The organism is Anaerocaecibacter muris (assembly GCF_943192945.1).
GTDB classification, from domain to species: domain Bacteria; phylum Bacillota; class Clostridia; order Christensenellales; family Pumilibacteraceae; genus Anaerocaecibacter; species Anaerocaecibacter muris.
This window is the reverse complement of sequence record NZ_CALPCE010000001.1, coordinates 208,270-229,349: the sequence shown is the minus strand read 5'-3', so window position 1 is coordinate 229,349 and position 21,080 is coordinate 208,270. Positions and strand designations below refer to the sequence as shown.

General features: G+C 51.0%; 11 protein-coding genes and 1 pseudogene. 6 read left to right on the top strand and 6 right to left on the bottom strand.

Translation table 11 applies throughout. The features are described 5' to 3' along the window. Window positions 1-8: 8 nt before the first annotated feature. Window positions 9-9,374 (bottom strand): InlB B-repeat-containing protein, encoded by a 9,366-nt coding sequence (locus NFR57_RS00835; protein WP_251181941.1) that lies wholly within the window; start codon window positions 9,372-9,374, stop codon window positions 9-11. Between the two features lie 257 nt (window positions 9,375-9,631). Here NFR57_RS00835 and NFR57_RS00830 point away from each other — a divergent pair, with 257 nt between their 5' ends. The 3 genes from NFR57_RS00830 to cysS all read left to right on the top strand — a co-directional run bounded on the left by NFR57_RS00830 (window position 9,632) and on the right by cysS (window position 12,280). Continuing rightward, entirely contained in the window at window positions 9,632-10,036 is a 405-nt protein-coding gene (locus NFR57_RS00830; RefSeq protein WP_251181940.1) for a MarR family winged helix-turn-helix transcriptional regulator, read from the top strand. Between the two features lie 106 nt (window positions 10,037-10,142). After that, window positions 10,143-10,799, top strand: a complete 657-nt coding sequence (cysE, locus tag NFR57_RS00825) for a serine O-acetyltransferase (RefSeq protein ID WP_251181939.1) — start codon at window positions 10,143-10,145, stop codon at window positions 10,797-10,799. A gap of 80 nt (window positions 10,800-10,879) precedes the next feature. Next, window positions 10,880-12,280, top strand: a complete 1,401-nt coding sequence (cysS, locus tag NFR57_RS00820; protein WP_251181938.1) for a cysteine--tRNA ligase — start codon at window positions 10,880-10,882, stop codon at window positions 12,278-12,280. Between the two features lie 1,305 nt (window positions 12,281-13,585). Here cysS and NFR57_RS00815 read toward each other — a convergent pair. The 5 genes and pseudogenes from NFR57_RS00815 to NFR57_RS00795 form a co-directional block, all read right to left on the bottom strand. Then, a pseudogene (locus NFR57_RS00815) lies at window positions 13,586-14,689 on the bottom strand (ABC transporter ATP-binding protein); the annotation flags it as partial. Window positions 14,690-14,839: 150 nt separating this feature from the next. Next, on the bottom strand, window positions 14,840-15,421 hold the full coding sequence (locus NFR57_RS00810; RefSeq protein WP_251181937.1) for a biotin transporter BioY: 582 nt from the start codon (window positions 15,419-15,421) through the stop codon (window positions 14,840-14,842). Window positions 15,422-15,455: 34 nt separating this feature from the next. After that, a complete protein-coding gene (locus NFR57_RS00805; protein WP_251181936.1) occupies window positions 15,456-15,704 on the bottom strand; it encodes a TIGR03905 family TSCPD domain-containing protein in 249 nt (82 codons plus the stop codon). An 8-nt stretch (window positions 15,705-15,712) separates the two neighbouring features. Then, window positions 15,713-16,237, bottom strand: coding sequence for a DUF4364 family protein (locus NFR57_RS00800; protein WP_251181935.1), 525 nt, complete (start codon window positions 16,235-16,237; stop codon window positions 15,713-15,715). A gap of 105 nt (window positions 16,238-16,342) precedes the next feature. Continuing rightward, complete coding sequence (locus NFR57_RS00795) at window positions 16,343-18,901, bottom strand: valine--tRNA ligase (protein WP_251181934.1); 2,559 nt, start codon at window positions 18,899-18,901, stop codon at window positions 16,343-16,345. Window positions 18,902-19,067: 166 nt separating this feature from the next. Here NFR57_RS00795 and NFR57_RS00790 point away from each other — a divergent pair, with 166 nt between their 5' ends. Genes NFR57_RS00790 through NFR57_RS00780 form a run of 3 tightly spaced genes read left to right on the top strand, consistent with a single transcriptional unit; the run spans window position 19,068 to window position 21,022 of the window. Further along, window positions 19,068-20,078, top strand: a complete 1,011-nt coding sequence (locus NFR57_RS00790) for an ABC transporter substrate-binding protein (protein ID WP_251181933.1) — start codon at window positions 19,068-19,070, stop codon at window positions 20,076-20,078. Window positions 20,079-20,090: 12 nt separating this feature from the next. After that, complete coding sequence (locus NFR57_RS00785; RefSeq protein ID WP_251181932.1) at window positions 20,091-20,843, top strand: ABC transporter ATP-binding protein; 753 nt, start codon at window positions 20,091-20,093, stop codon at window positions 20,841-20,843. Next, window positions 20,840-21,022, top strand: coding sequence for a hypothetical protein (locus NFR57_RS00780; RefSeq protein WP_251181931.1), 183 nt, complete (start codon window positions 20,840-20,842; stop codon window positions 21,020-21,022). The genes NFR57_RS00785 and NFR57_RS00780 overlap by 4 nt, the downstream gene beginning before the upstream one ends. The last annotated feature ends 58 nt before the right edge of the window (window positions 21,023-21,080 follow it).

Here is a 21,080-nt window from a genome sequence, read left to right as displayed (position 1 = left end):
TCCGTTTGTTAAGGCTCGACCGTTACGGCTTCCCACACGGCGTACAGCGTGACGTTGCCTTCCACAACGTCGTCCGCGGTGACGGCAGTCGCTGCCGCATTGTTCTTGTCCGTGCACCAGCCTTTAAACTCGAAACCGTCCCTTGCGGACGTAGGCACAGGCAAATCCGCGCCGTATTTAGCTCCGACAGCATAAATCTTGTCGTCTATCGTTTCGGCCGCGCCGTCATAATTGAGGTCGAACGACACCGAATATTGCGACCACTTTGCCGTAAGCGTTACGTCGTCCGTAACGGTATAAGCGTCGCCGCCCATGCCGACTTTATTATCGTCCGCATCGAACCACCCGTCGAACACGTAGCCCGCCTTGACGGGATTAAACAGCGTAACAGCCTCGTTATATGCAACGTTCAACGCGATTGTTTCGACGCCCGCAATATCGCCGCCGGCGGCGTTAAACGTAACGGTATAGACGTTTACTTGCCAATGCGCATGCAGTTCTACGGACGTAACGTCGGGAACTATCGTATTTTCGGTAACAAGCTCGCCGTCGGTTTGGGCGGTGAACCAGCCGAGGAACGTATAGCCTGCGCGTTCGCCCGCCGTCGGGAGTTCGCCGTAAGTTCCGCCGTAATTAACGGTTTTGCCCGCGACAGTCATGCCGACGACGTGCGTATCGAACGTTACCTCGACCGTCTTTTGCGGGATAACCGACCAATCGGCATAAATAACGGTGTTGCCCGTTACGGTTATGCTCGCGCCAACGCTGTCGCCGCCGCTCGCCGCAGTGCGCCAACCGTTAAATGTGTATCCGTCGCGCGTAGGCATAACGCTTACATGGCGGGTAAACTCTGTTCCGAACGGCACGTTAAACTCAAAAGAGTCAAGCCCCGCGATACTGCCGCCGTTGGCGTTAAGCGTCACCGTATAGATTACGGGCGTCCAGTGCGCATAAAGTCGAGTATGAGGCATTGCGGTAACTTCGTCGCCGCCGTCCACTCTGTCGCCGCCGTTTGCCGCGGTAAACCAGCCGAGGAATTCATATCCGACGCGCTTGGGATTTTTGGGCAGTGTCGAATACGTGCCGCCAAACTTGACCGTTACCGAAGCCGCGCTGTCTGTTACGCTGTCGCCGTCCGCGTTAGCGTCGAGCGCGACTGTGTACGTTTTTTCCGCCCAGTGCGCGTACAGCGTATGGCTTTCGCGGTTAGTAACCATAGTGTTGCCCGATTCTCCTGTCACAAACACTATCTTGTCGCCGCCTACCGCCGCGGTGTACCAACCGAGGAAGTCATAACCCGTTCTGCTCGCTACCGGCAAGTTGCCGTAAAGTCCTTTATAATTGACGTCAACCGTCGATTTATCGCAAGTCGCGCTGTCGTCGCCGTGCGCATTGGTATCGAGAGTAACGGTAACTTTGCCCACTACTTCAAAACGGTACCAGCCCGTAAAGTTCTGCGCACTGCCGAGCGACGATTTATTATATGCGCGGTAAGTCGCTTCTATATTGCAACGCTTGACTGCGGCAGTCGTTTTGAACACAAGTTTCAACACAAAGTTGGAAGTGTTGACGTTATGCGAATGACTGCTGCCGTTTGCGTTGTTAAAGTACAGCGTATCAGACTGACCGTTAAGGTTAAGAGTGTCGAGCGTCGCGCCGCCTTCGGTCAAATGCAACGTTGCCGACGCAAGATAATCGGACAGATTTCCCGCAGGCGCGGTAATAGTAACCGAATATCCGTACTTATACGCCGATCCGCCGTTGTTTGCCCATTTGGAAATAACCTCGCCGCCCTCGCCGACCGCAAAGTCGGTATTTTCGGTATTGCCGACGTCGTAAGCCGAGGACGTTGCGGGCGCAACGATATTAACCTTGAATTTGATAATATATTCTGTACCGCAAACGTCCGTTTTGACGGTTACGTTGCACGTCTTGTCGGAGCTAATGACCGCAGCGGTAAATATTGCGCTGTCGCCGTTAGCAAGACCTGTAAGATAGTCGGTCGTCAATCCTTGCTCGTCGGTTATTTCCACGGACTTAACGCGCACGTCGAACCCGTTAGATGCCGAAGTCGCGAGCGCGGCTGCCTCGCCTGCGTTTATGAGTACGCTCGTAATGTCGTTATCCGCAAAGTCTTTGTTAAGCGCGATATTTTGCTCGCCCACTTTCGCCGTTACGTCCACTCTCACGTCGGCAACGGAAATCTGACCTTCGCCGTAGTACACTCTGCCGTTGGATAGCGTTATCACGTAAGCGACTTTTATCGCGCTGTCAGATCCGTCCGCGCCTATGCTCGTATTGAACGCGCGATCAACCGTAATCACGGGATTGACGGTATTGTTGTTTATAACGGTGAACGCCGAGGCTTGATCTTCCTCTATTGCGGTTACCGCAATGCGCGTTACCGCTACTCCGTCCGCAACTTCCGCAATGTTAATGCAGTCCTTGACTGTTACTTGATTATATGCGAGCAAATCGCCGTTCCACGTCGCGGCGGAGTTTGTAACAGTGGGATTGACCACGGCGACGCTTGTGCGACAGGTCATTTCTTTACCCGCATACACGCCTTTCGTCATGACGATAGTAACGTCCAAATCTATGGTTTTGCCAAGCTCCGTAATGTTGCGCACAACCGCAAGCCGCGCGCCGCTCGCTTGAACAAACTGTTTGTCGGCGTCGTTGACGACAACGACCGAAGTCACGGTGTAATCGTTTGCCTCGCTATCGGCTATAAAATGCCCCGTTGTGCTCGTCGTATTGGGTTTAACCGCGTCGCGCACGTCGTAAACTCCTACGCCGTTGGACACAGTCGCCCCCGCAACGCTGCGCGCTTGCGGCGCGATAACAACGTCGATATAATCGGTAGCGATAGCGCCTTTATTTACGTCGCTCGTGACCGTTGCGGTCAAGCACAGCGTAATTTTTCCGCCCGCCAACGTCGTGTTTGTGCCTATAATTTCGAGCTTGCCGTTTGTAAGTTTGTAATCGTTTGCCGTCAAGCCCGACGCGGACGATACAGTAATCGCATAGTTAGCAACATAGTCGTAAGTAATACCGTCGGACAAGACTTTATGTCCGTCGAAAATGTAATCGGTATCAGCAACAAATTCAATCGCGCCGTCCGTGCCGATTTCTATATCGACGGTTGGATTGCTCCAAGCTACCGTCGGGAGCGGAACGCCGAGAACAATTATCGATTTTTCAACTGTATATACGCCGTTAAATACGCTGTCTGTTACGGTTATCGTCGCGCGCACGGTAACAAGCGTATTCACCGTAATATTGCTGCCTGCGGTTAAAACGCCGCTCGCGGAATTTATCGCCATGTTCCCGCCTGAAATTATCGAATATTGCACCGCGATGTTTCCGGCAAAACCGTTGTTCTTTACGCCCGCGGTAAACGTAGCAGTTTCGGCGGGAAGTATTTTGTCGCGCGAAGCGGTTATCTCGAACACGGGCGCGGTTGCCGTAAGCCTTACGGTAAAGCTCTCCGTATACACGGTGCGCGTGCCCACTTTTACTATGCCGCCGACCTGCAAAGTCGTTTCCTTATCGGCGGTTATTTCGACATAGCATTTTCCGTTGGCTTTAACCATTTCGCCGACGGTCACGTTGCCGTTTACGATAATATCTACAACGCTGTTGGCAATATCCACGTCGGATATTTCGTACTTAAACGTGTACGGCTTGCCGTTTACGAAATCGATATTCTGATTGATAACGGGCTGTCCGTCGCTCGCCGTAAGCTCGGTATATTCCTGTCCGTCAACTTTGCCGTACAGTTTAGCCGAAGCGTCCGCGCCGTAAGAGAAGAAGTATTTTTGAGTGACTGTAAACGTCTTGCCGTAAACGACCGCGGTAAGCGTCACGTTAAATTCGCCGCTTTCATTGTCGTTTATCGTAACCGCGCCGCTATCGCCCGTAAACGTGCCGACGGTGATAACATTGGTCGCCGACGCGGAATAACGCGCGTTCGCGTCGCCGTGCGTCGCGCCGATAACATTAACAGCATACTTCGATGCGTCTTTAACGGTGTGTTTTGTCGCGTCGGTCGTATCGTAAGGCAGTACGGTTTCGGCAGAGTTGTACACCAAACCGAATTGCGGCGCGTAATCGCAATCTACCGTCAAAGAGTAAATCGCTTCGAACATAAATTCGCCGCCGCTCAAAGTAAGGCTCGATCCGCTTGCGAGTTTATATTTGACAGTAGCCGTAAGCGTGTACGTGCCGAGGCTCGCCGCCGAACGCGTTGAAAGCGCAACCGTCTTTTCGTAGCCCGCGCTCGTTATGTCAAGCCCCGTCTTATCGGACGTCAAGGTGTACTCGACCACGAAGCCCGCATAATCCTTTACGTTGGACGATACGGTCACGGACGAATCTTCGTCCGCAACGTTAATCTTACCGCTAACTGTCGTAAGCGCAAGCGAGGTTATGGACTTGACCGCGACGTTGCAACGGTATTCCTTTTCCGATCCGAAATACTGCGAAGTGATTATAATCGGAACGCCCGCCGTGCCCGTAAGCGATTCGGGTATGAGCTTTAAGCCGTTTACGATGAGTTTGCTCGCGTCGCTCTGATTTGCAAGCCGCACCGAATTGGTAACGGCATTGCCGAAATCCTTGCCGAATACGTTTATAGGTTTGATGTAGCTCGACAAATCGAGTTCGGTATATTTATTGCCGCCTATATAAAGCGTAATAAGTTTGTCGTCCGCGGCAAACGTGTTGCCGTCCAAGCCTTGGAGCTGTACGGACGAAATTTCGACGCGATAAGTAAACTTGATTACAATTTCCTGCGTATCGCCTTTACCGCCCACGTCGGTATAGCTCGCCTTATAGTATACCGTATTCGTCACGGCGGACGGATTGATTTTTATTTCGCCGCTCGTCGAATCGAACGTTACGTCCGACGCAACCGTATTAAACGTTTTATCGGTATAGATAGCGTATGTAACGTTTTTTCCCGCAGCAACCTCTTGCGTGCCGTCGTTTTTGACGACCGCGGCAAGTTTGAACGCAACATTATCTTGCGACACGGACACAACCGCCGATTTCTCGCCGCCCGTTTCGGTTACAGAAACATTATTATCGTCCGCCAAATACAGCGTGTGCGAGTTGGTTTCAATCTTGATAGCTCTGTAAACGGGCGTTATATCGCCGTATTTTAAGCGCACGTAATAGTCTGCGGCGGTAATTATGCTGTTTTTGACGTACAGCGTATATCCCTCGCCGTCCGTGCCGCTGCGACGGATGTAAATATCGCCGCCCGTATATTCGATATAACTGCCGTCGGCGGTCTTGGTAACAATGTCCGCAACGTTGTTGTTTTTGATTATCTGCGCCGTCGGCTGAACGGTCGTATCGCCGCCGTTATACAAAACGGTTATCGGCAACGACGCAACGTCGGAAACGGCTCCGCCCTGGTTACCCGTCGTTTTAATTCTGTACTCGCTGCCCGCGTCGCCGAAGTCGAGCGCGAATATATCCATAGTGACGGTAATCTTGACATTGAGCGTAAACGTATTGCCGCTCGACGCCCTGCCCGATTTATCGGTGAAAACAAAACTGTAAGTTCCGATCAACGTCTTAACGTCGGACGCAATACCTATCAAAATATAAGGATTGTCGCCATGCGAAAAATCGGAAACGGTAAGCCCGTTTATCGCTGTGTACGTCAACGTAAATTCCGTTTCGCTCTTGTTGTTGTACGCAATGCCGGGATATTCGGACGCAGTCAACGCGCCGTAATTAAGATTGAGTTTGTACGACGGTTGCGTCGCGCCGTTGTTTTTAAGCTCGAACGTATATTCGACCGTACCCGCATTACCCGCATTTATGATACAACCGTGTCCGTTGTCGTCGCTTACGGTTATGTTAGCCAAGCCCGTACCGACTTTTACGCTTTGCTTGATAAGTTGCTCGTCTATCTTGTTGGCGCGGTGAATAGTCAAATAATCGGAATCGTGTTCGCTCGCGGTTGTTTTAAGTTTGATTTCGCAAGTTATAACCGCGCCGCCCACGCCGTAAGCTGCGTTATAAATATCGGAATCGGTCGGAGCAAGATGATATACGCCGTTGTTCTTGCCCGCAACGCCCGAACCGGACGCAGTCAAATAATCGGGCAATGTCAATACAGCCGCTTCGTAATACTGCCAAGAAGTGCTTTGAGTGGCGTGAGCGTCCGATGCGGGAACAGCCTCATACACGATCTTGACGTAAACTGTTTTGCTGTACACGCCGCTCTTGCCTATGTATTTACCGAATTCCAAAACCGAACTTGAAATGTCGTTGGTGCAATGCATATCTTCGTACACGCCCACGCTCACAATACTGCGCGCGAGATTTTGCACGGTAAGCACCACCGTCGTCGGAGTAGAACCGCAGAACAATGTAAGATTATAATTGTCCTCGCCCGTCGTCGAACCCGACGAAATACGCGGCGCTTCAAAACGCACGGTGTAGAACGTATTATCGCCTTTTCCTGCGGCGTCGCCCGTCGCGCTTATGCCTGTGGGTATTTGAATATACGATTTAACGGCAAACGCGCCGTCGTTGTATCGCATAACGTAAACGATTTCTTTATCGCTTTCGTTGTTTGTTATTTCGACGGTGGAAGAAACGTATATATCGACTTGCGATCCTTGGTTTACGCTGTACTTGTTATCTTTTATGCGCGATTGCTCGCTGTAATCGCTACTCGTAAACGCCGCAACGCCGTCCGCAAGCCGCATAAACTTACAAGTCATAACGCTTGTAACCAACACCGACGAATCGCCGCCTTCCACATGGTAAAAGTCTTTTTCGTTTACGGAGAACTCGACGCGCAAATCGGCGACATTCACTTTATTGTTATAGCTGTAAGCGTAAAGATCGGTTACGGGTTTAATAACGAACGATTGGATTTGATAAAGCCGCACGCCGTTATGCTTATAGTAAGTTATCTTGTTTACGGTGTCTTCTTCGGGGACGAGTTTCGTATCTTCGCTTATATGCCCGAAATACAAGTTAATCGTATAGTTGTTGTACGTCTCGAATTTTGTATTAAGCGTGCGCTTGACTTTTACAAGATCTGCGTAAGCCAGTCCCGTGCCCTTTTTATTGTCTTTATCGTATTCGACGGACTGTTCGCCGATTTCTTCAAACGCAGTAATCGCGTCGATAACGTAAACTTTTACTTTGAGAACGCCTATTTCTTTATTCTCGATATCGAAAACCGAAATATCGAATTCCGCACACGGCAAGGATGCGTCGTCGGGCGCAAGACCGCGGAAAGTCAAAACGTTACCGGTCGCGCTGAACACGTTTTGATTGTAAGTAACTATTTTAACTTGCGTCTTAAACCTCGTGACGTCCGTCGTTACAAGTTCCGCTATATTGAAAAAGTTTTCCTTGTTCCACGTCGTGCCCTGCTGTTGGTTCTGAACGTACACAGTCGCGCTTGTCGGGTTTTCGCCCGCGCTCGGCACAAACTTACCCGCAAACGCATTGTTTTTGGTTACAAGCGCAGTTGCGTCTTCCGTGTCTATAAAAAACGCTTTGGTAGCTTTTGCCGTAACCTCGAACGACGCGGTTTTTTCCCACGTGCGGTCGCTCTTGTCTTTGCCGTTCCAGTCCTCGCCGCCGCTTACGGACGTGCCGACCTTAATAAATTTAAGCGTATACGTACCGTCTTTAACGCCGTCTTTAATTTTGACGGTGAACTTGACCGTGCCCTCGAAATTGGTAATAGACGAAGTGTCTGCGCCCTTTCGCTCAATCTTCATGGCTTCGGACGTAAGTTCGTACACCTTATTGGGAGTAAGCGACGCGCCCGTGCTTCCCGCAACGCGCACTTCCATAATCGCGGGATCGAAGTCGAGCATATAAGTACCCGTAAGATACTTTTTATCGACTACTTCGTTTACGTCCGTTTTGCCGGACATTCTTATATTGTATATGGCGGACAAGGTCGCCGATACGTTGGACGCAACGGGCGCGACGGCATCTTCCGCAAAATCGGACGTTCCGACCTTAACGCTCAATTTGCCGCTCTCGTTCTGCGCAACTACTCTTACGTTCACTTCGTTATCGACCTTGATGTTGCCCGCGGTCGTGTCCGAAAAAGTAAGTTTGCAAGTCGTCGCCGACTGCGCCGTACTCGCAAGCCCCGTCGCCGCAAGCGAAACCGCGCCGTTTTTATCGGTAGTGACTTTCATAGCTTGATCGTTGGACGATTTTACGGACAGCGATTTATACCAGTTATTCTTAATGGTTTTTGCGGCGCTGTCGTACTGTATCGTTATGGGGCTGATAAGTACGTGCGAGAAAATATCGTCGTAAGTCGTGTTATACGGGAACGTTATTTCCTTGGGATCCATAACGAGATCGGGATCGTTTTTAACGAGTTCCGTAAGCGCGGCTACGTCCAGTTGCGTGCGCGTTTTATCGAGAACGCTCTCTATAAAATCGCCGTCAACCACAGCGGTATTAAACAGATATATCTTTTCTATGTAACCCAGCTCGGTACTGCTCTGAACGTTTATTTTAAGCGTTTTTTCTACGTTCTGCGGCGCGTCAGGGTTGTTGATGTTGGCTTTAATCTTTATGTTGGCAACGCCCTTGCCGCGCGCGCGGAACATAAAACCCTCGTGCGAAGAACCGGACACGGCAACGACGGACGTATTGTCGGAAGTAACCGTTACGGCGTTGGATTCCAAACCGTCCGCAGTCTTGGTTATGGACATTTTGGCGTACTCGCCCGTCGATTCGTTATACTTGCCGTACTGATCGAACAGCACCGTATAAGTTCTGTTGTTTACGTCCGCAACATAATGCGGGATGCGAATTTCGTCGTTTTTAATCTGCTCTTTATTAGCGCTGTTTCCCTGCGCATAAAAGTCGGTTAATTTGATTGATTCCGCGCCTTGATTAACTACTTTGAACTTTACTTCTTTATATTTGGACGTATTGGACGCAGAACGCGCTTTTATGGAAACATCTTTATTGTGATGCCCGACATTAGGCACAAACGTAAAATATGCGCGCTCGCCGTCGCCGCTACTGCTCTTTATTTCCGTAACGGCTTCGCGCGGCGTTACCTCCCAAGCAATATTGGGGCTTGCGCCGTTTTCCACGGTAATATCCGCGTAAACGGTGTACTCATTCCCGATCGAAGCGTAATAGTCCGTTCCGTTCATGCTGAACAGCCCCGTGCTTTCGATCGTAACGTCCTTAACGACCGAATTGTCCTTTTCGACGCTCGGCTTTATCAAATACATTACCAAGAACGTGACTGCAAGCGCGAGCAATACGCCCATCGCCACGAACACGACTATAAGTTTTTTCTTGGTTTTTTTTACCGGCGCAAGTTCGATGACTTCATCGGAAATGGGCATAAAACACCTCTTGTAGCAATAATACGAGTATATAATACAATATATCGACATATTTGTCAATAACATATAAGGCAATATATGAAAAAATTAGCAGTCGCATATAAACATTGCTAACAGTTGATGAACGCGAGCGACAGCCTAATACCGTCATAACCGCCCGTCGCGCCGACCGCAATTTGAAAAAAGTCGTGAATTTGTTTGACAATTATACATATAATGTGGTAGAATCCTGTTATATCGTTTTATAGGAGATTATCATGCTTGCCGAACAAATCCTTACAATAAACGTATCCACGAGAAAACTTTGTAAAAATTGCGATAACGGCGCTATTATTTCCCAAAAAATGCGCTTACTGTACCTCGTTCGCAACGAGGTTCTTTCCCCCAAAGAGCTTGTAAACGAGCTTTGTATCGCCAAACCCAACCTCACTATCCTCGCCCGCAACATGATTGCGGAGGGGCTTATAGAAAAAATGCGCGTCGAACGCGACATGCGTTCCGTGCATTATAAAATAACCGATAAGGGTACGGCGGAACTCAATCGCATGATTGCCGAGCTCGACGAGTCTATTGCCAAACAACTTCAACTCAACGAAAAAGAAGTGCAAAAGGGCGAGAAAAAACTCGAAGCGGCTATCAACTTCCTCAACGGCGTTGAATAAACGCTCGGTATTGTAGTTTTGTAAACGCCTGCCCGCATTACGTTTTGTTTGCGTGCGGCGTTTTATTTTCGGGATTTTAGCCCCGACATCATCTTACGGAGAGCGTATGAAGTCCGTAAAAGCCTTTTCAGCCGTAAGGCGGGATTTAAATGCCGTTATGCTGCACGATCCCGCCACGAGAAACAAGTTTGAAGCGGCGCTGTGTTCCAGCGGGTTCCATGCGCTTTTGATGTACCGATTTTTCCACTTTTTGCACGTGCACAGATATTTTCTGCTTGCGCGTATTCTTTCCGCGCTCACCCGCTTTTTTACGGGCATAGAAATACACCCGGGAGCTACTATCGGGCACGGGGTGTTTATTGACCACGGTTCCGGAGTAGTTATAGGCGAAACGGCGGTTGTGGGAAACAACGTCGTTATTTATCAGGGCGTTACGCTCGGCGGCACGGGCAAAGACAAAGGCAAACGCCACCCCACTATCGGCGACAACGTCATGATTAGTTCGGGCGCGAAAGTTTTGGGACCGTTCACCGTCGGAGAGGGCGCAAAGATAGGCGCAGGCTCGATAGTGCTTAACGAAGTGCCGCCGCACGCCACGGTCGTGGGAGTGCCGGGGCGCATAGTGCGCATTGCCGGCAAGCGCGTAGAGGACGTGTGCGTCGACAGTCTGTGTCAGTCGCTCCCCGACCCCGTCGAGGACGATATTACCAAGCTCGCACAGCGGGTCGCAGACCTCGAACGCAGGCTGGGCGCGGACAATTAGACGTGCAACGACATTGCCGAAAACGGCGCGCTCGGCGCGACCGATAATAACGATACAGCAACAAAAGGTTCGGAGTAAATATGGATAAACTTCAATTTTATAACACGCTTACCAGAAAAAAAGAGGAATTTACGCCCGTCAATCCCCCGCTTGTTACAATGTATTCATGCGGTCCGACGGTTTACAATTACGCGCATATCGGCAACCTGCGCACTTACGTATTTATGGACGAGCTTCGCCGCACGCTTAAATTTGCGGGCTACAAAACCAAGTCCGTCATGAACATTACCGACGTGGGGCATCTCACATCGGACGGCGACGACGGCGAGGACAAAATGCAAACCGCCGCAAAAAAACAAAATAAATCGCCCGAACAAATTGCCGCGTTTTATTCCGAGGTCTTTTTTAAGGACTTGGAACGGCTCAACATACTCAAACCCGAAATTATAGCCAAAGCGACAGACAATATCGACGAAATGATTGACTTTGTCAAAACTCTGTGCGAAAAGGGCTACGGGTACGAAACGGACGACGGAATATATTTCGATATATCCAAGTTCGACGAGTACGGCAAGCTGTCGCGTTGCAATATAGAGGACGCGCTCGCGGGCGCGCGCGTTGCGGTAAACACGCAAAAACGTCACCCCGCCGACTTTGCGTTATGGAAAAAAGCCGAAAAGAACCACATTATGCAATGGCAATCGCCTTGGGGCATGGGCTACCCCGGTTGGCATATAGAGTGCTCGACCATGAGTAAAAAGTTTTTGGGCGAACGCTTCGATATACACACGGGCGGCGTCGATCATATTCCCATTCACCACGAAAACGAAATTGCGCAGTCGGAAGCATACGAAGGACATAAAGTAGTCAACACGTGGATGCACGGCGAATTTATGCTCGTGGACGGCGGAAAAATGAGCAAGTCGCTCGGCAACGTTTACACCGTGGACGACTTAATCGCGCGCGGATATTCCCCGCTCGCGTTCCGCTATTTCTGCCTAAACACGCACTATCGCAACAAACTCAATTTCACTTTCGACGGGCTGTCGGGAGCGGCGACCGCTTACAACAGGCTGTGCGGACTTATAAGCGCGTGCAAAACCGCGCCGCACGCCGATAACAACACTGCGCAAAAAGTAGCGGAGCAAAAAGCCGCCGTCATTGCCGCCGTGTACGACGATCTCAACTACCCGCTCGCGCTCGGCGAACTGTGGACAATGGCAAAGCTCCCCGCCTGCCGAGAAATTTACGACGCGGCGGAAGTTCTTAACGCAGTGCTCGGGCTCGACCTGCATGTGCCGCACGTTAGCGCCGCGCCGACCGTAGAAGCGCCCGACGAAGTGAAACAGATTGCCGAACAACGTTTTGCGGCACGGCAAAACAAGGACTGGGCAACGTCGGACGAACTCCGCAACAAGCTCGACGCACTCGGTTACGCAGTGCTCGACAGCAAAACTGGTTACGAACTCAAAAAGAAATAATCGACATTTTAACCGCACTGTAATATGTGCGGTTTTTATGTTGCGTTTATTTAGTCGCATCGCGCTCAAACGCAATAGCGATATTTTAGCAATTAAAGTAATACGCGTATCGCCTTTTCGCATAACATAAAACCCCGAACATGTCGCGTGACAAATTCGGGGTTTTATTGTTTTTAATTAAATTTTATTTAAAGAAACGTATTATTTCTTTTTAGCGGTGGGGCGTTTTACGGCAGTCGTGCGCGCCGCGGGCTTTGCTTTTGCCGCAGGCTTTTTAGCCGCTTCCGCTTTTTCCGCAGGTTCCGCAGTAGTCGCCGCCTGTTCCTTTTTGGGTTTGGCGGGCTGTTTCGCGGCGGCTTCGAGTTCTTTTTCTTTCGCGCGCGCCGCTTCTATTTCTTTGCGACGTACTTCGCCCTCGTTCTGCGCGGCTTCGCTCGTTACGACAGCGGCAACGCTTTCGTATTCGCCGACGACGACCGCGTGAGGATTTACGGCAAGTTTAATCTTGTCGCCGGTATTGTAGCCCGCGAAGTTGCGGATTATCGCGGTCAAGTCGCCGTTGATACCCGCCATTTCCACGGTGACGATAGCGTCTTTGCGGTATTCGTCAAGATGTTTGATAATGCCCGTGAGCACCATTTTCGGCGTTTGCGCAAGCGATTCTTTGTCGATCGCCATGCCGCGCGGCATGATGTACATAGGCGTTTCTACGTCCGCCGTCTGCAAATCGTCGAACTTGGTCTTGTGCTGTTTTACGCCGCTCTCGTCCGCTTCGATAGTGTAGTTGTCGAACGACATTTTGTTCTTCGTTCCGTTGTCCGCGGCAAATCTGTAACCGAAAGTTCCGTTGACATTGGCAATCGTGCCTTTGGTCGTATTGCCCGCAAGCGGCGCGTCCGCAATAAGGCGTTCGCCGTCCGCGCTGAACAACTGGATCTTGCTTATATCGACGTAAGTCTTTATCTTTTCGCCGCCGACGAACTCGCTGTCGAGCGGGCGCGAAACGATAAGATAATTCTTCATGCCAGGAACGGCGGCGTAAACCGCTTTGAACCGAGGATAGTTGTCATAGAACTCCGCAACACCCTCGATATACGCGTCGCCCTCTTCGCCTTCCGCTTTGAGCGCGGTGGGCGGAATTCCGAGCAATACTTGATTGTTGATAACCGATTTGTCCGTAATGCGGTTAAGCAATTCTTCGGGAAGTTTGATGACCGTATCGCCGAACATAACCGCGAGCGTGCCTTCGACGGCAACAGCCTGTGCGGGGATAAGGTTGTAATCGGGAACGCCCATGAGCGTAAATTCGGTCGTCGGGTCGAACAGGTGCGCATGGTCGGTTGCAAGATACATCTTGACTTTTTCGCCCTGCTCGAACGTGTAGCGGGAATTGACGCGCGAAATGGTGTAGTCCTCTTTACCCTCGACATTGAGATAAAGGATTGTTTCGTTTCCGAGGTTTTCGATAACGTCGATAGTCGCCTCGATAACCGATTCGGGATGCGCGTCCACAAGCGCCTGCTCGTAGTGCACGTCCTCGGGACGAATACCCAAAAGCACCTCGCTGCCGATAATGCTGTTGTCGATAATGCGCAGGGCGCGCGACTTGGGTATCATGACCTTGTTGGTTTCGCCGATAAGCGCGTAAAGATTGCCGTTTTCCTCGACGAGTTTCGCTTTAAATATGTTCATTTGCGGCGAGCCCAAGAAGCAAGCTACAAACAGGTTGGCGGGGTTATCGTAAAGCGTGGTAGGCGTATCTACCTGTTGGACAATACCGTCTTTCATAACGACGATACGCGTGCCCATGGTCATAGCCTCGGTTTGGTCGTGCGTGACGTAAATAAACGTTGTGGCAAGACGGTGGTGAATTTTGGTAATCTCGGTACGCATCTGAACGCGCAGTTTTGCGTCGAGGTTGGACAGCGGCTCGTCCAAAAGGAATACTTTCGGTTCGCGGACGATAGCTCTTCCGAGCGCGACACGCTGACGCTGACCGCCCGACAAAGCCTTGGGTCTGCGGCTCAAAAGGTGTTGAATACCGAGTATGCTCGCCGCTTCCTGCACCTTTTCGTCTATTACTTTGGAAGGAACGTGGCGAAGTCGCAAACCGAACGCCATGTTGTCATAAACGGTCATGTGCGGATAAAGCGCGTAGTTTTGGAAAACCATCGCTATGTCGCGATCCTTGGGTTCGACGTCGTTTACCAACTTATCGTCGATATAGAGCTCGCCCGACGAAATATCCTCCAAGCCCGCAATCATGCGCAACGTCGTGGATTTTCCGCAACCGGACGGACCGACGAAGACGATAAACTCTTTATCGTCGATATCGAGGTTGAAGTCGCTGACGGCTCTTACACCGCCGGAGTACACCTTGTAGATGTGCTTTAAAGACAAACTTGCCATAATTTTCTCCTTATTCCGATTTTTATTACATAAATAGTATAACACTTCGCCGCGGCTATTTCAATGCAAAACCGCATAAATTTTGCGCGCCTATTTTGTACAATTTGACCATGCCGCAAAAGCGTTTTTACGGCAATAAAAAACCCGACTTTAATCGGGTTCGGACATTTTAAATGCGGTTGTATTTTTACGCTTATCGACGGCGCGACTGCGCATAACTCTATGCAACGACGGGTACAGTATCGCCACAAATCCGCACAGCACCGAATCTTTAAGCAACAGCACCGCCATTGTGGGAAGCACGCCTATCGCCGCCGCCCAGCCTATGCCCGTATAATAATAAAGTATAAGGACTTGATAAGTAATTCCGACGATATACACGGGCGCCATGCCTATTATGCCGCACAGAAAAACTTTGCCGCGCGTCGGCGTTTTTAACCGCGAGCACAGCGCGCCCGCAACAAACGCGCCTATCGGAAAGCCGATTAAATATCCGAAAGAAGGCATCATGACATAACCCAAGCCGCCGCCTTTGGTAAACACGGGCAAGCCCAGCAACCCCATTGCAAGATACACCAGCGACGCAAGCGCGCCGTCGCGTCCGCCGAGCAGTATTCCCGCCATAATCACGAACACCGTCTGAAAAGACAGCGATATATGTGTAAACGGAATATATACGGATATAAGCCCGCCTATAATTATCAGCGCGGTAAAAACCGCTATCGAAACCAAACGCCGAGTATTCATGCAGTTCCTTTGCGAGCCGTTACGCCTTGCTCGCCTTGTATTCTTTAAGCGCGCGCGCTAATTGGTCGGGACAAGACGTGCCGTTGCGACACTGTATACCCGACAGCAGTCCTATAACTTCGTCAACGTCGCGCCCGACCGCGAGTTTTGCCACGCCCTGCGTGTTGCCCGCACAGCCGCGAATAAACTTGACCGACGTTATTTTGTTGTCCTCTACATCGAACAGTATCTCTTGCGAGCACGTTCCGGAAGTTTTATAAGAATACATATTTCACCTCACTCCGTAAGCCTGTCGTGCAACATAAGGTAAATACTCGCCGCATTCTTTTCCCAGTTTTCGTGGATATACTTTGCGGTGCGGTTGTTTGCGACGACAAACTTTAAGTCCAATAGCGTTGAGGACGGCTCCACGACGCGCAACCACACGGTATACGTGCCGTCCTTGTTCTTATAATAAGTATGCTTGTACTCCTGCCGACGTTTATACGACATTCTGTTGGCTTTGACATAATCGCTTATTTCCTGCCGCAACGATTCGGGAATACGCGAATAGAAGTTGGCAAGGCACGCTCTGCCGTCAGGCGTCATCGAGTACAGTTTTTCCCTGCCCCTGTCCACCTTATGTATAAAGTTCGATTTGGCAAGTTTGTCTATCGCGTCCATGCAATACAAAGGCATCATCCACCCGTTCTGCGTGTAACAGATGTTGATAATAGTATTGTAATCGAGCGCAATGTCCATTTTGTCAAACACGAACAATACAATAAGTTTATTAAGTAATTCCTCTTCGGACTGTTCCAATACGTCACCCAACGGTCGGTTAATTTGAGGTAGAGTATTATTGTAGCATATTTATCGGCAAAAGTAAACGGTTTTGTTAAATTTATGCCGTCGGCGCGTCGCCGTTTAACCCAATTTTTCGGTCAAAACGTTTATGCGCTCGGTATAGTTGGCTACTTTCTCGCGCTCCGCGTCAATCAGTTTTTGCGGCGCTTTTTGACAGAAACCCGCGTTATTCAGTTTGGACTGTGCAAGCGCAAGTTCCGACTTGCATTTTTCGAGCTCTTTTTCCAACCGCTCGCGCTCTTTTTGGGTGTCCGCCAACGGAATATACAGTTTAATTCCGTCGAGCGCGATAAGCGCGCAGTTGTCGGCTCGCCCGTCTTTAACCTGTTCCGTCTTTGCGAGCGTGGGCAAGTATACGCGGATAAGCTCGCACAACTCCTTATCACCGTCGCAATATACTTCGGGCGATTTGGCAACGGCGGCGTTTGTCTGTTTGAGATTGCGCACCGCGCGCACGCAGTCTTTAAGCCGCTCGGTGAGTTTTACCGCGCCGTCGTATTCGCCGCGCCTTTTCTTGGGGAAATCGCACAGCATCAGTTCTCCGTCCGAATCGGGCAAGCTGTCGTAAATTTCGGTAGTTATAAACGGAATAACGGGGTGAACGAGTTTCAACAGCACGTCGAGCGAGTAACGCAACACGCCCGCAGTGTTGAGCGCGTTCTCGCCCTTTAACTGCACTTTAGCAAACTCAATATACCAGTCGCAAAATTCGTCCCAAATAAAATCGTACAGCAACTGCGCCGCATGCCCCACGTCGTAACGGTTCATAGAGTGGTTGACCGCGGCGATAAGATCGTTTATTCGTCCGATAACCCAGCCGTCGGCGGCGGTGAGCGCCTTGGGATTTTTGGCATAGCCGTTTTGGCACGCGCCTATAACGAACTTTGCCGCATTGTACAGCTTGTTCATGAAATTGCGATACGCAGTCAGCGACGTGTTGGAAAAGCACACGTCGCCGCCGCGCGCTATTCCGTTTACGAGCGAAAACCTCAACGCATCCGCGCCTGCGGTCTGTATAACCTCTATCGGATCGACGCCGTTGCCTGTGGACTTGCTCATCTTGCGCCCCATGCCGTCGCGCACAAGCCCGTGTATATACACTTCCTTAAACGGCACTTCGCCCGCGAATTTAATACCCGCAAATATCATACGCGACACCCAGAACGTTATTATATCGTATGCGGTGACGAGCAAATCCGTCGGATAGTATTTTTTGAGATCGTCGGTCTGTTCGGGCCAACCCATAGTCGAGAACGGCCACAGCGCGGAACTGAACCACGTGTCGAGCACGTCCTCGTCTTGGCGAACCGCGCCGCCGCAGTGCGGACAGGTCGTAATGTCCTCGCGGCTGACTATTTCTTTGCCGCACCCGTCGCAATAATATACGGGTATTCTGTGTCCCCACCAAAGCTGACGCGATATGCACCAGTCGCGGATATTGTTCATCCAGTTGAAATACGATTTTTCAAAGCGTTTGGGGATGAATTTTATTTTACCCGTCTTGACCGCGTCGATTGCGGGCGCGGCAAGCTCTTTCATTTTGACAAACCATTGCTTGGACACGATAGGCTCGACGGTCTGCTTGCATCTACTGCAATGCCCGACGTTGTGCGTATAGTCCTCGATTTTATCCATCAAGCCTTGCGCTTGCAAATCGGCTACAACCGCCGCCCGCGCCTTGTCGCGCGGCATGCCGCAATACGCGCCCGCCTTTTCGTTCATAGTACCGTCGTCGTTCATAACGCGTATGACTTCGAGGTTGTGACGTAACCCGACTTCAAAATCGTTGGGGTCGTGCGCAGGCGTTATTTTAACCGCGCCCGTGCCGAAGTCCGCTTCGACGTATTCGTCGTAAACAATGGGTATTTCCCTGCCGACGAGCGGAAGAATCAAAAGTTTGCCCTCCATACCCGCATAACGCTTGTCCTTGGGGCTGACCGCGACGGCGGTGTCGCCGAGCAGCGTTTCGGGACGCGTCGTCGCAACAGTAACATAGCCGCTTCCGTCCTTAAACGGATATTTGATGTGCCAAAGGTGCGACGGCTCGGCGGTATAATCGACCTCGACGTCGGAAATGGCGGTTTTGCAACCGGGACACCAGTTAATAATGCGGTCGCCGCGATAAATATATCCCTGCTCGTACAGCGAAACAAACACTTCGCGCACGGCTTTACTGCAACGATCGTCCATAGTAAACGCCATTCTCGACCAATCGAGGCTGACGCCCATATATTTAAGCTGTTCGACAATACGGTTGCCGTACTTGTTTTTCCAATCCCACGCGCGCGCCAAAAACCCGTCGCGTCCGACGTCGGCTTTGCTTAACCCCTCGTCGCGCATAGCCTCCACCACTTTCATTTCGGTGGCGATAGAGGCATGATCGATACCCGGAAGCCATAGCGTTTCGTAGCCTTTCATGCGCTTGTAACGCACTATCGCGTCGGGTATAGTGACGTTCATGGAGTGTCCGACATGCAGTTGTCCCGTGATGTTGGGCGGCGGCTGAACGATTGAAAATTTCTTTTTAGCCTTGCCCTGCTTGGGCTCGAAACAGCCGTTGTCCACCCATCTTTTGTAAATGCGTGATTCAAAACTTTGCGGATTGTACGTTTTGTCCATTACGTCGCGCTCCCGATAACATTGTATATATATCGCATTTTAACACAATCAATCAGAAATAGCAATTATTTATATCGCACTGCGAAAATATTTACGTGTTTTGCGTATTCACTATACCCAAACACACCGCATACACTGGAATATATTTATCACTCGGAGGAATTTTATGAAAGGAAAAATCACCGCTTTTATCACCGCAATCGCACTCATGCTGTGTCCGCTGTCGCTTACCGCCTGCAACGACGACGGCAAAACCACGGTGCGCCTGTGCGAAGTCACCCACTCAATCTTTTACGCGCCTCTGTACATAGCCCAGAATAAAGGCTATTTCGACGAGGAAAACATCAAAATCGAACTCTCCAACGGCGGCGGCGCAGACAAAGTCATGACGTCCGTCATTTCCGGCTCCGCCGACATCGGACTCATGGGTCCCGAAGCGACTATTTACTGTCACGTGGAAGGACAGCGGGACTACCCGGTTATTTTCGGGCAGTTGACAATGCGCGACGGGTCGTTCCTTGTCGGGCGCAATCCCGAACCCGATTTCGACTGGGCTAACCTCGAAGGCAAGCACATTTTGGCCGGACGCGCCGGAGGCGTTCCCGCAATGACATTGCAATGGGTGCTTAACAATCACGGCGTTTCGACCGACAGCAAAAACTTCGACACGTCCGTCGCGTTCGACGCAATGGTCGGCACGTTCGACACCGATAAATCCATTTCGTACACCACCATGTTCGAGCCGACTGCATCAGAATACGTTGCGCTCGGCAAAGGCTACATCGTCGCGTCTGTCGGCGAAGCGTCGGGCGAAGTGCCGTACACCGCGTTCTCCGCGCAAAAGTCTTGGCTCAAAGACAACAACGCCACGGCTAAAGCGTTTTTGCGCGCGGTGCTTAAAGGCTACAAGTTCATGACCGAGAACACGCCCGAAGTCGTCGCCAAAGACCTTGCCAAATCGTTCCCCGGCATCAGCGAAACGTCCATCGCCGCATCAGTCAAGAGCTATCTGAAAATAAACGCGTGGGCGACAAGTCCCGTGCTGTCGCAAGAGGCGTTCGAGCGCTTACAAGACATTATGGAAAACGCGGGCACGCTATCTACCCGCGCGGATTACAAGCTCGCGGTAGACAACACCATTGCCAACGAACTAATCGCCGAGCTCGGCATGAATTAAGGATAACCGCTCATGGCGCTACTCGAAATAAGTCACGCGGATATTATTTATCAGACCGAAAAAAGCGAGACCGAGGCTGTGCGCGACCTGACTTTATCGGTTGACGAGGGTGAATTTATCGCCCTCGTCGGACCGTCGGGTTGCGGCAAGACGACTTTACTGTCCATGATAGCGGGCTTGCTCGCGCCCACCAACGGCACGGTCGCAATCGACGGCACGCCCGTCGTCGCCTCGTCGGGAAACGTCGGATATATGCTTCAACGCGACAATCTGTTTGAATGGCGCACTATCGAATCCAACGTTTTGCTCGGGCTGTCCGTACAGAAAAAACTCAACGACGAAAGTCGCAAATACGCGCTCGATATGCTCGACAAATACGGACTCGGCGAATTTAAAGCGGCGTACCCCACCCAGCTATCGGGCGGCATGCGCCAGCGCGCCGCGCTTATACGCACGCTCGCGTTCAAGCCGCGACTGTTATTGCTCGACGAACCGTTTTCGGCGGTGGATTTCCAAACGCGCATGACCGTATGCGACGACGTTCATTCCATTATCAAGCACGAAAAAAAGACAGCCGTGCTTGTCACTCACGATATAGCGGAAGCGGTGTCCATGGCGGACAGGATAGTCGTACTCACCGCGCGCCCCGCGACAGTCAAAACCGTGTTCGATATAGACATCGACGCGCCCACGCCACTCAAACGCCGTGAAAATCCGAGGTTTTCATACTGGTTCGACCGCGTGTGGAAGGAGGTTACGTTATGAAAAACGACTACAAGCCGCGCGTTACGGGCAAACAAGTTTTACTCGACGCCGCCACGCTCGCCAAAGATACGGGAATATTCCTTATCGACCTCGGCAAGCGCGTGTACAACGCGGTTAAAACCGCGCTCGCCGACGACGGCAAGACCAACAAGCCCGAAGCCGTCAAAGCGACCGAATAATCACCGACTACTTACATCGCAACCCGTATGACTATACGCGACAAACATTCGCGCCGTC

Bases quoted from the DNA above. Each gene is read 5' to 3' on its own strand.
- NFR57_RS00835 (WP_251181941.1), bottom strand. From the start codon at position 9,374: ATGCCCATTTCCGATGAAGTCATCGAACTTGCGCCGGTAAAAAAAACC.
- NFR57_RS00830 (WP_251181940.1), top strand. From the start codon at position 9,632: ATGCTTGCCGAACAAATCCTTACAATAAACGTATCCACGAGAAAACTT.
- cysE (WP_251181939.1), top strand. From the start codon at position 10,143: ATGAAGTCCGTAAAAGCCTTTTCAGCCGTAAGGCGGGATTTAAATGCC.
- cysS (WP_251181938.1), top strand. From the start codon at position 10,880: ATGGATAAACTTCAATTTTATAACACGCTTACCAGAAAAAAAGAGGAA.
- NFR57_RS00805 (WP_251181936.1), bottom strand. From the start codon at position 15,704: ATGTATTCTTATAAAACTTCCGGAACGTGCTCGCAAGAGATACTGTTC.
- NFR57_RS00795 (WP_251181934.1), bottom strand. From the start codon at position 18,901: ATGGACAAAACGTACAATCCGCAAAGTTTTGAATCACGCATTTACAAA.
- NFR57_RS00790 (WP_251181933.1), top strand. From the start codon at position 19,068: ATGAAAGGAAAAATCACCGCTTTTATCACCGCAATCGCACTCATGCTG.
- NFR57_RS00785 (WP_251181932.1), top strand. From the start codon at position 20,091: ATGGCGCTACTCGAAATAAGTCACGCGGATATTATTTATCAGACCGAA.
- NFR57_RS00780 (WP_251181931.1), top strand. From the start codon at position 20,840: ATGAAAAACGACTACAAGCCGCGCGTTACGGGCAAACAAGTTTTACTC.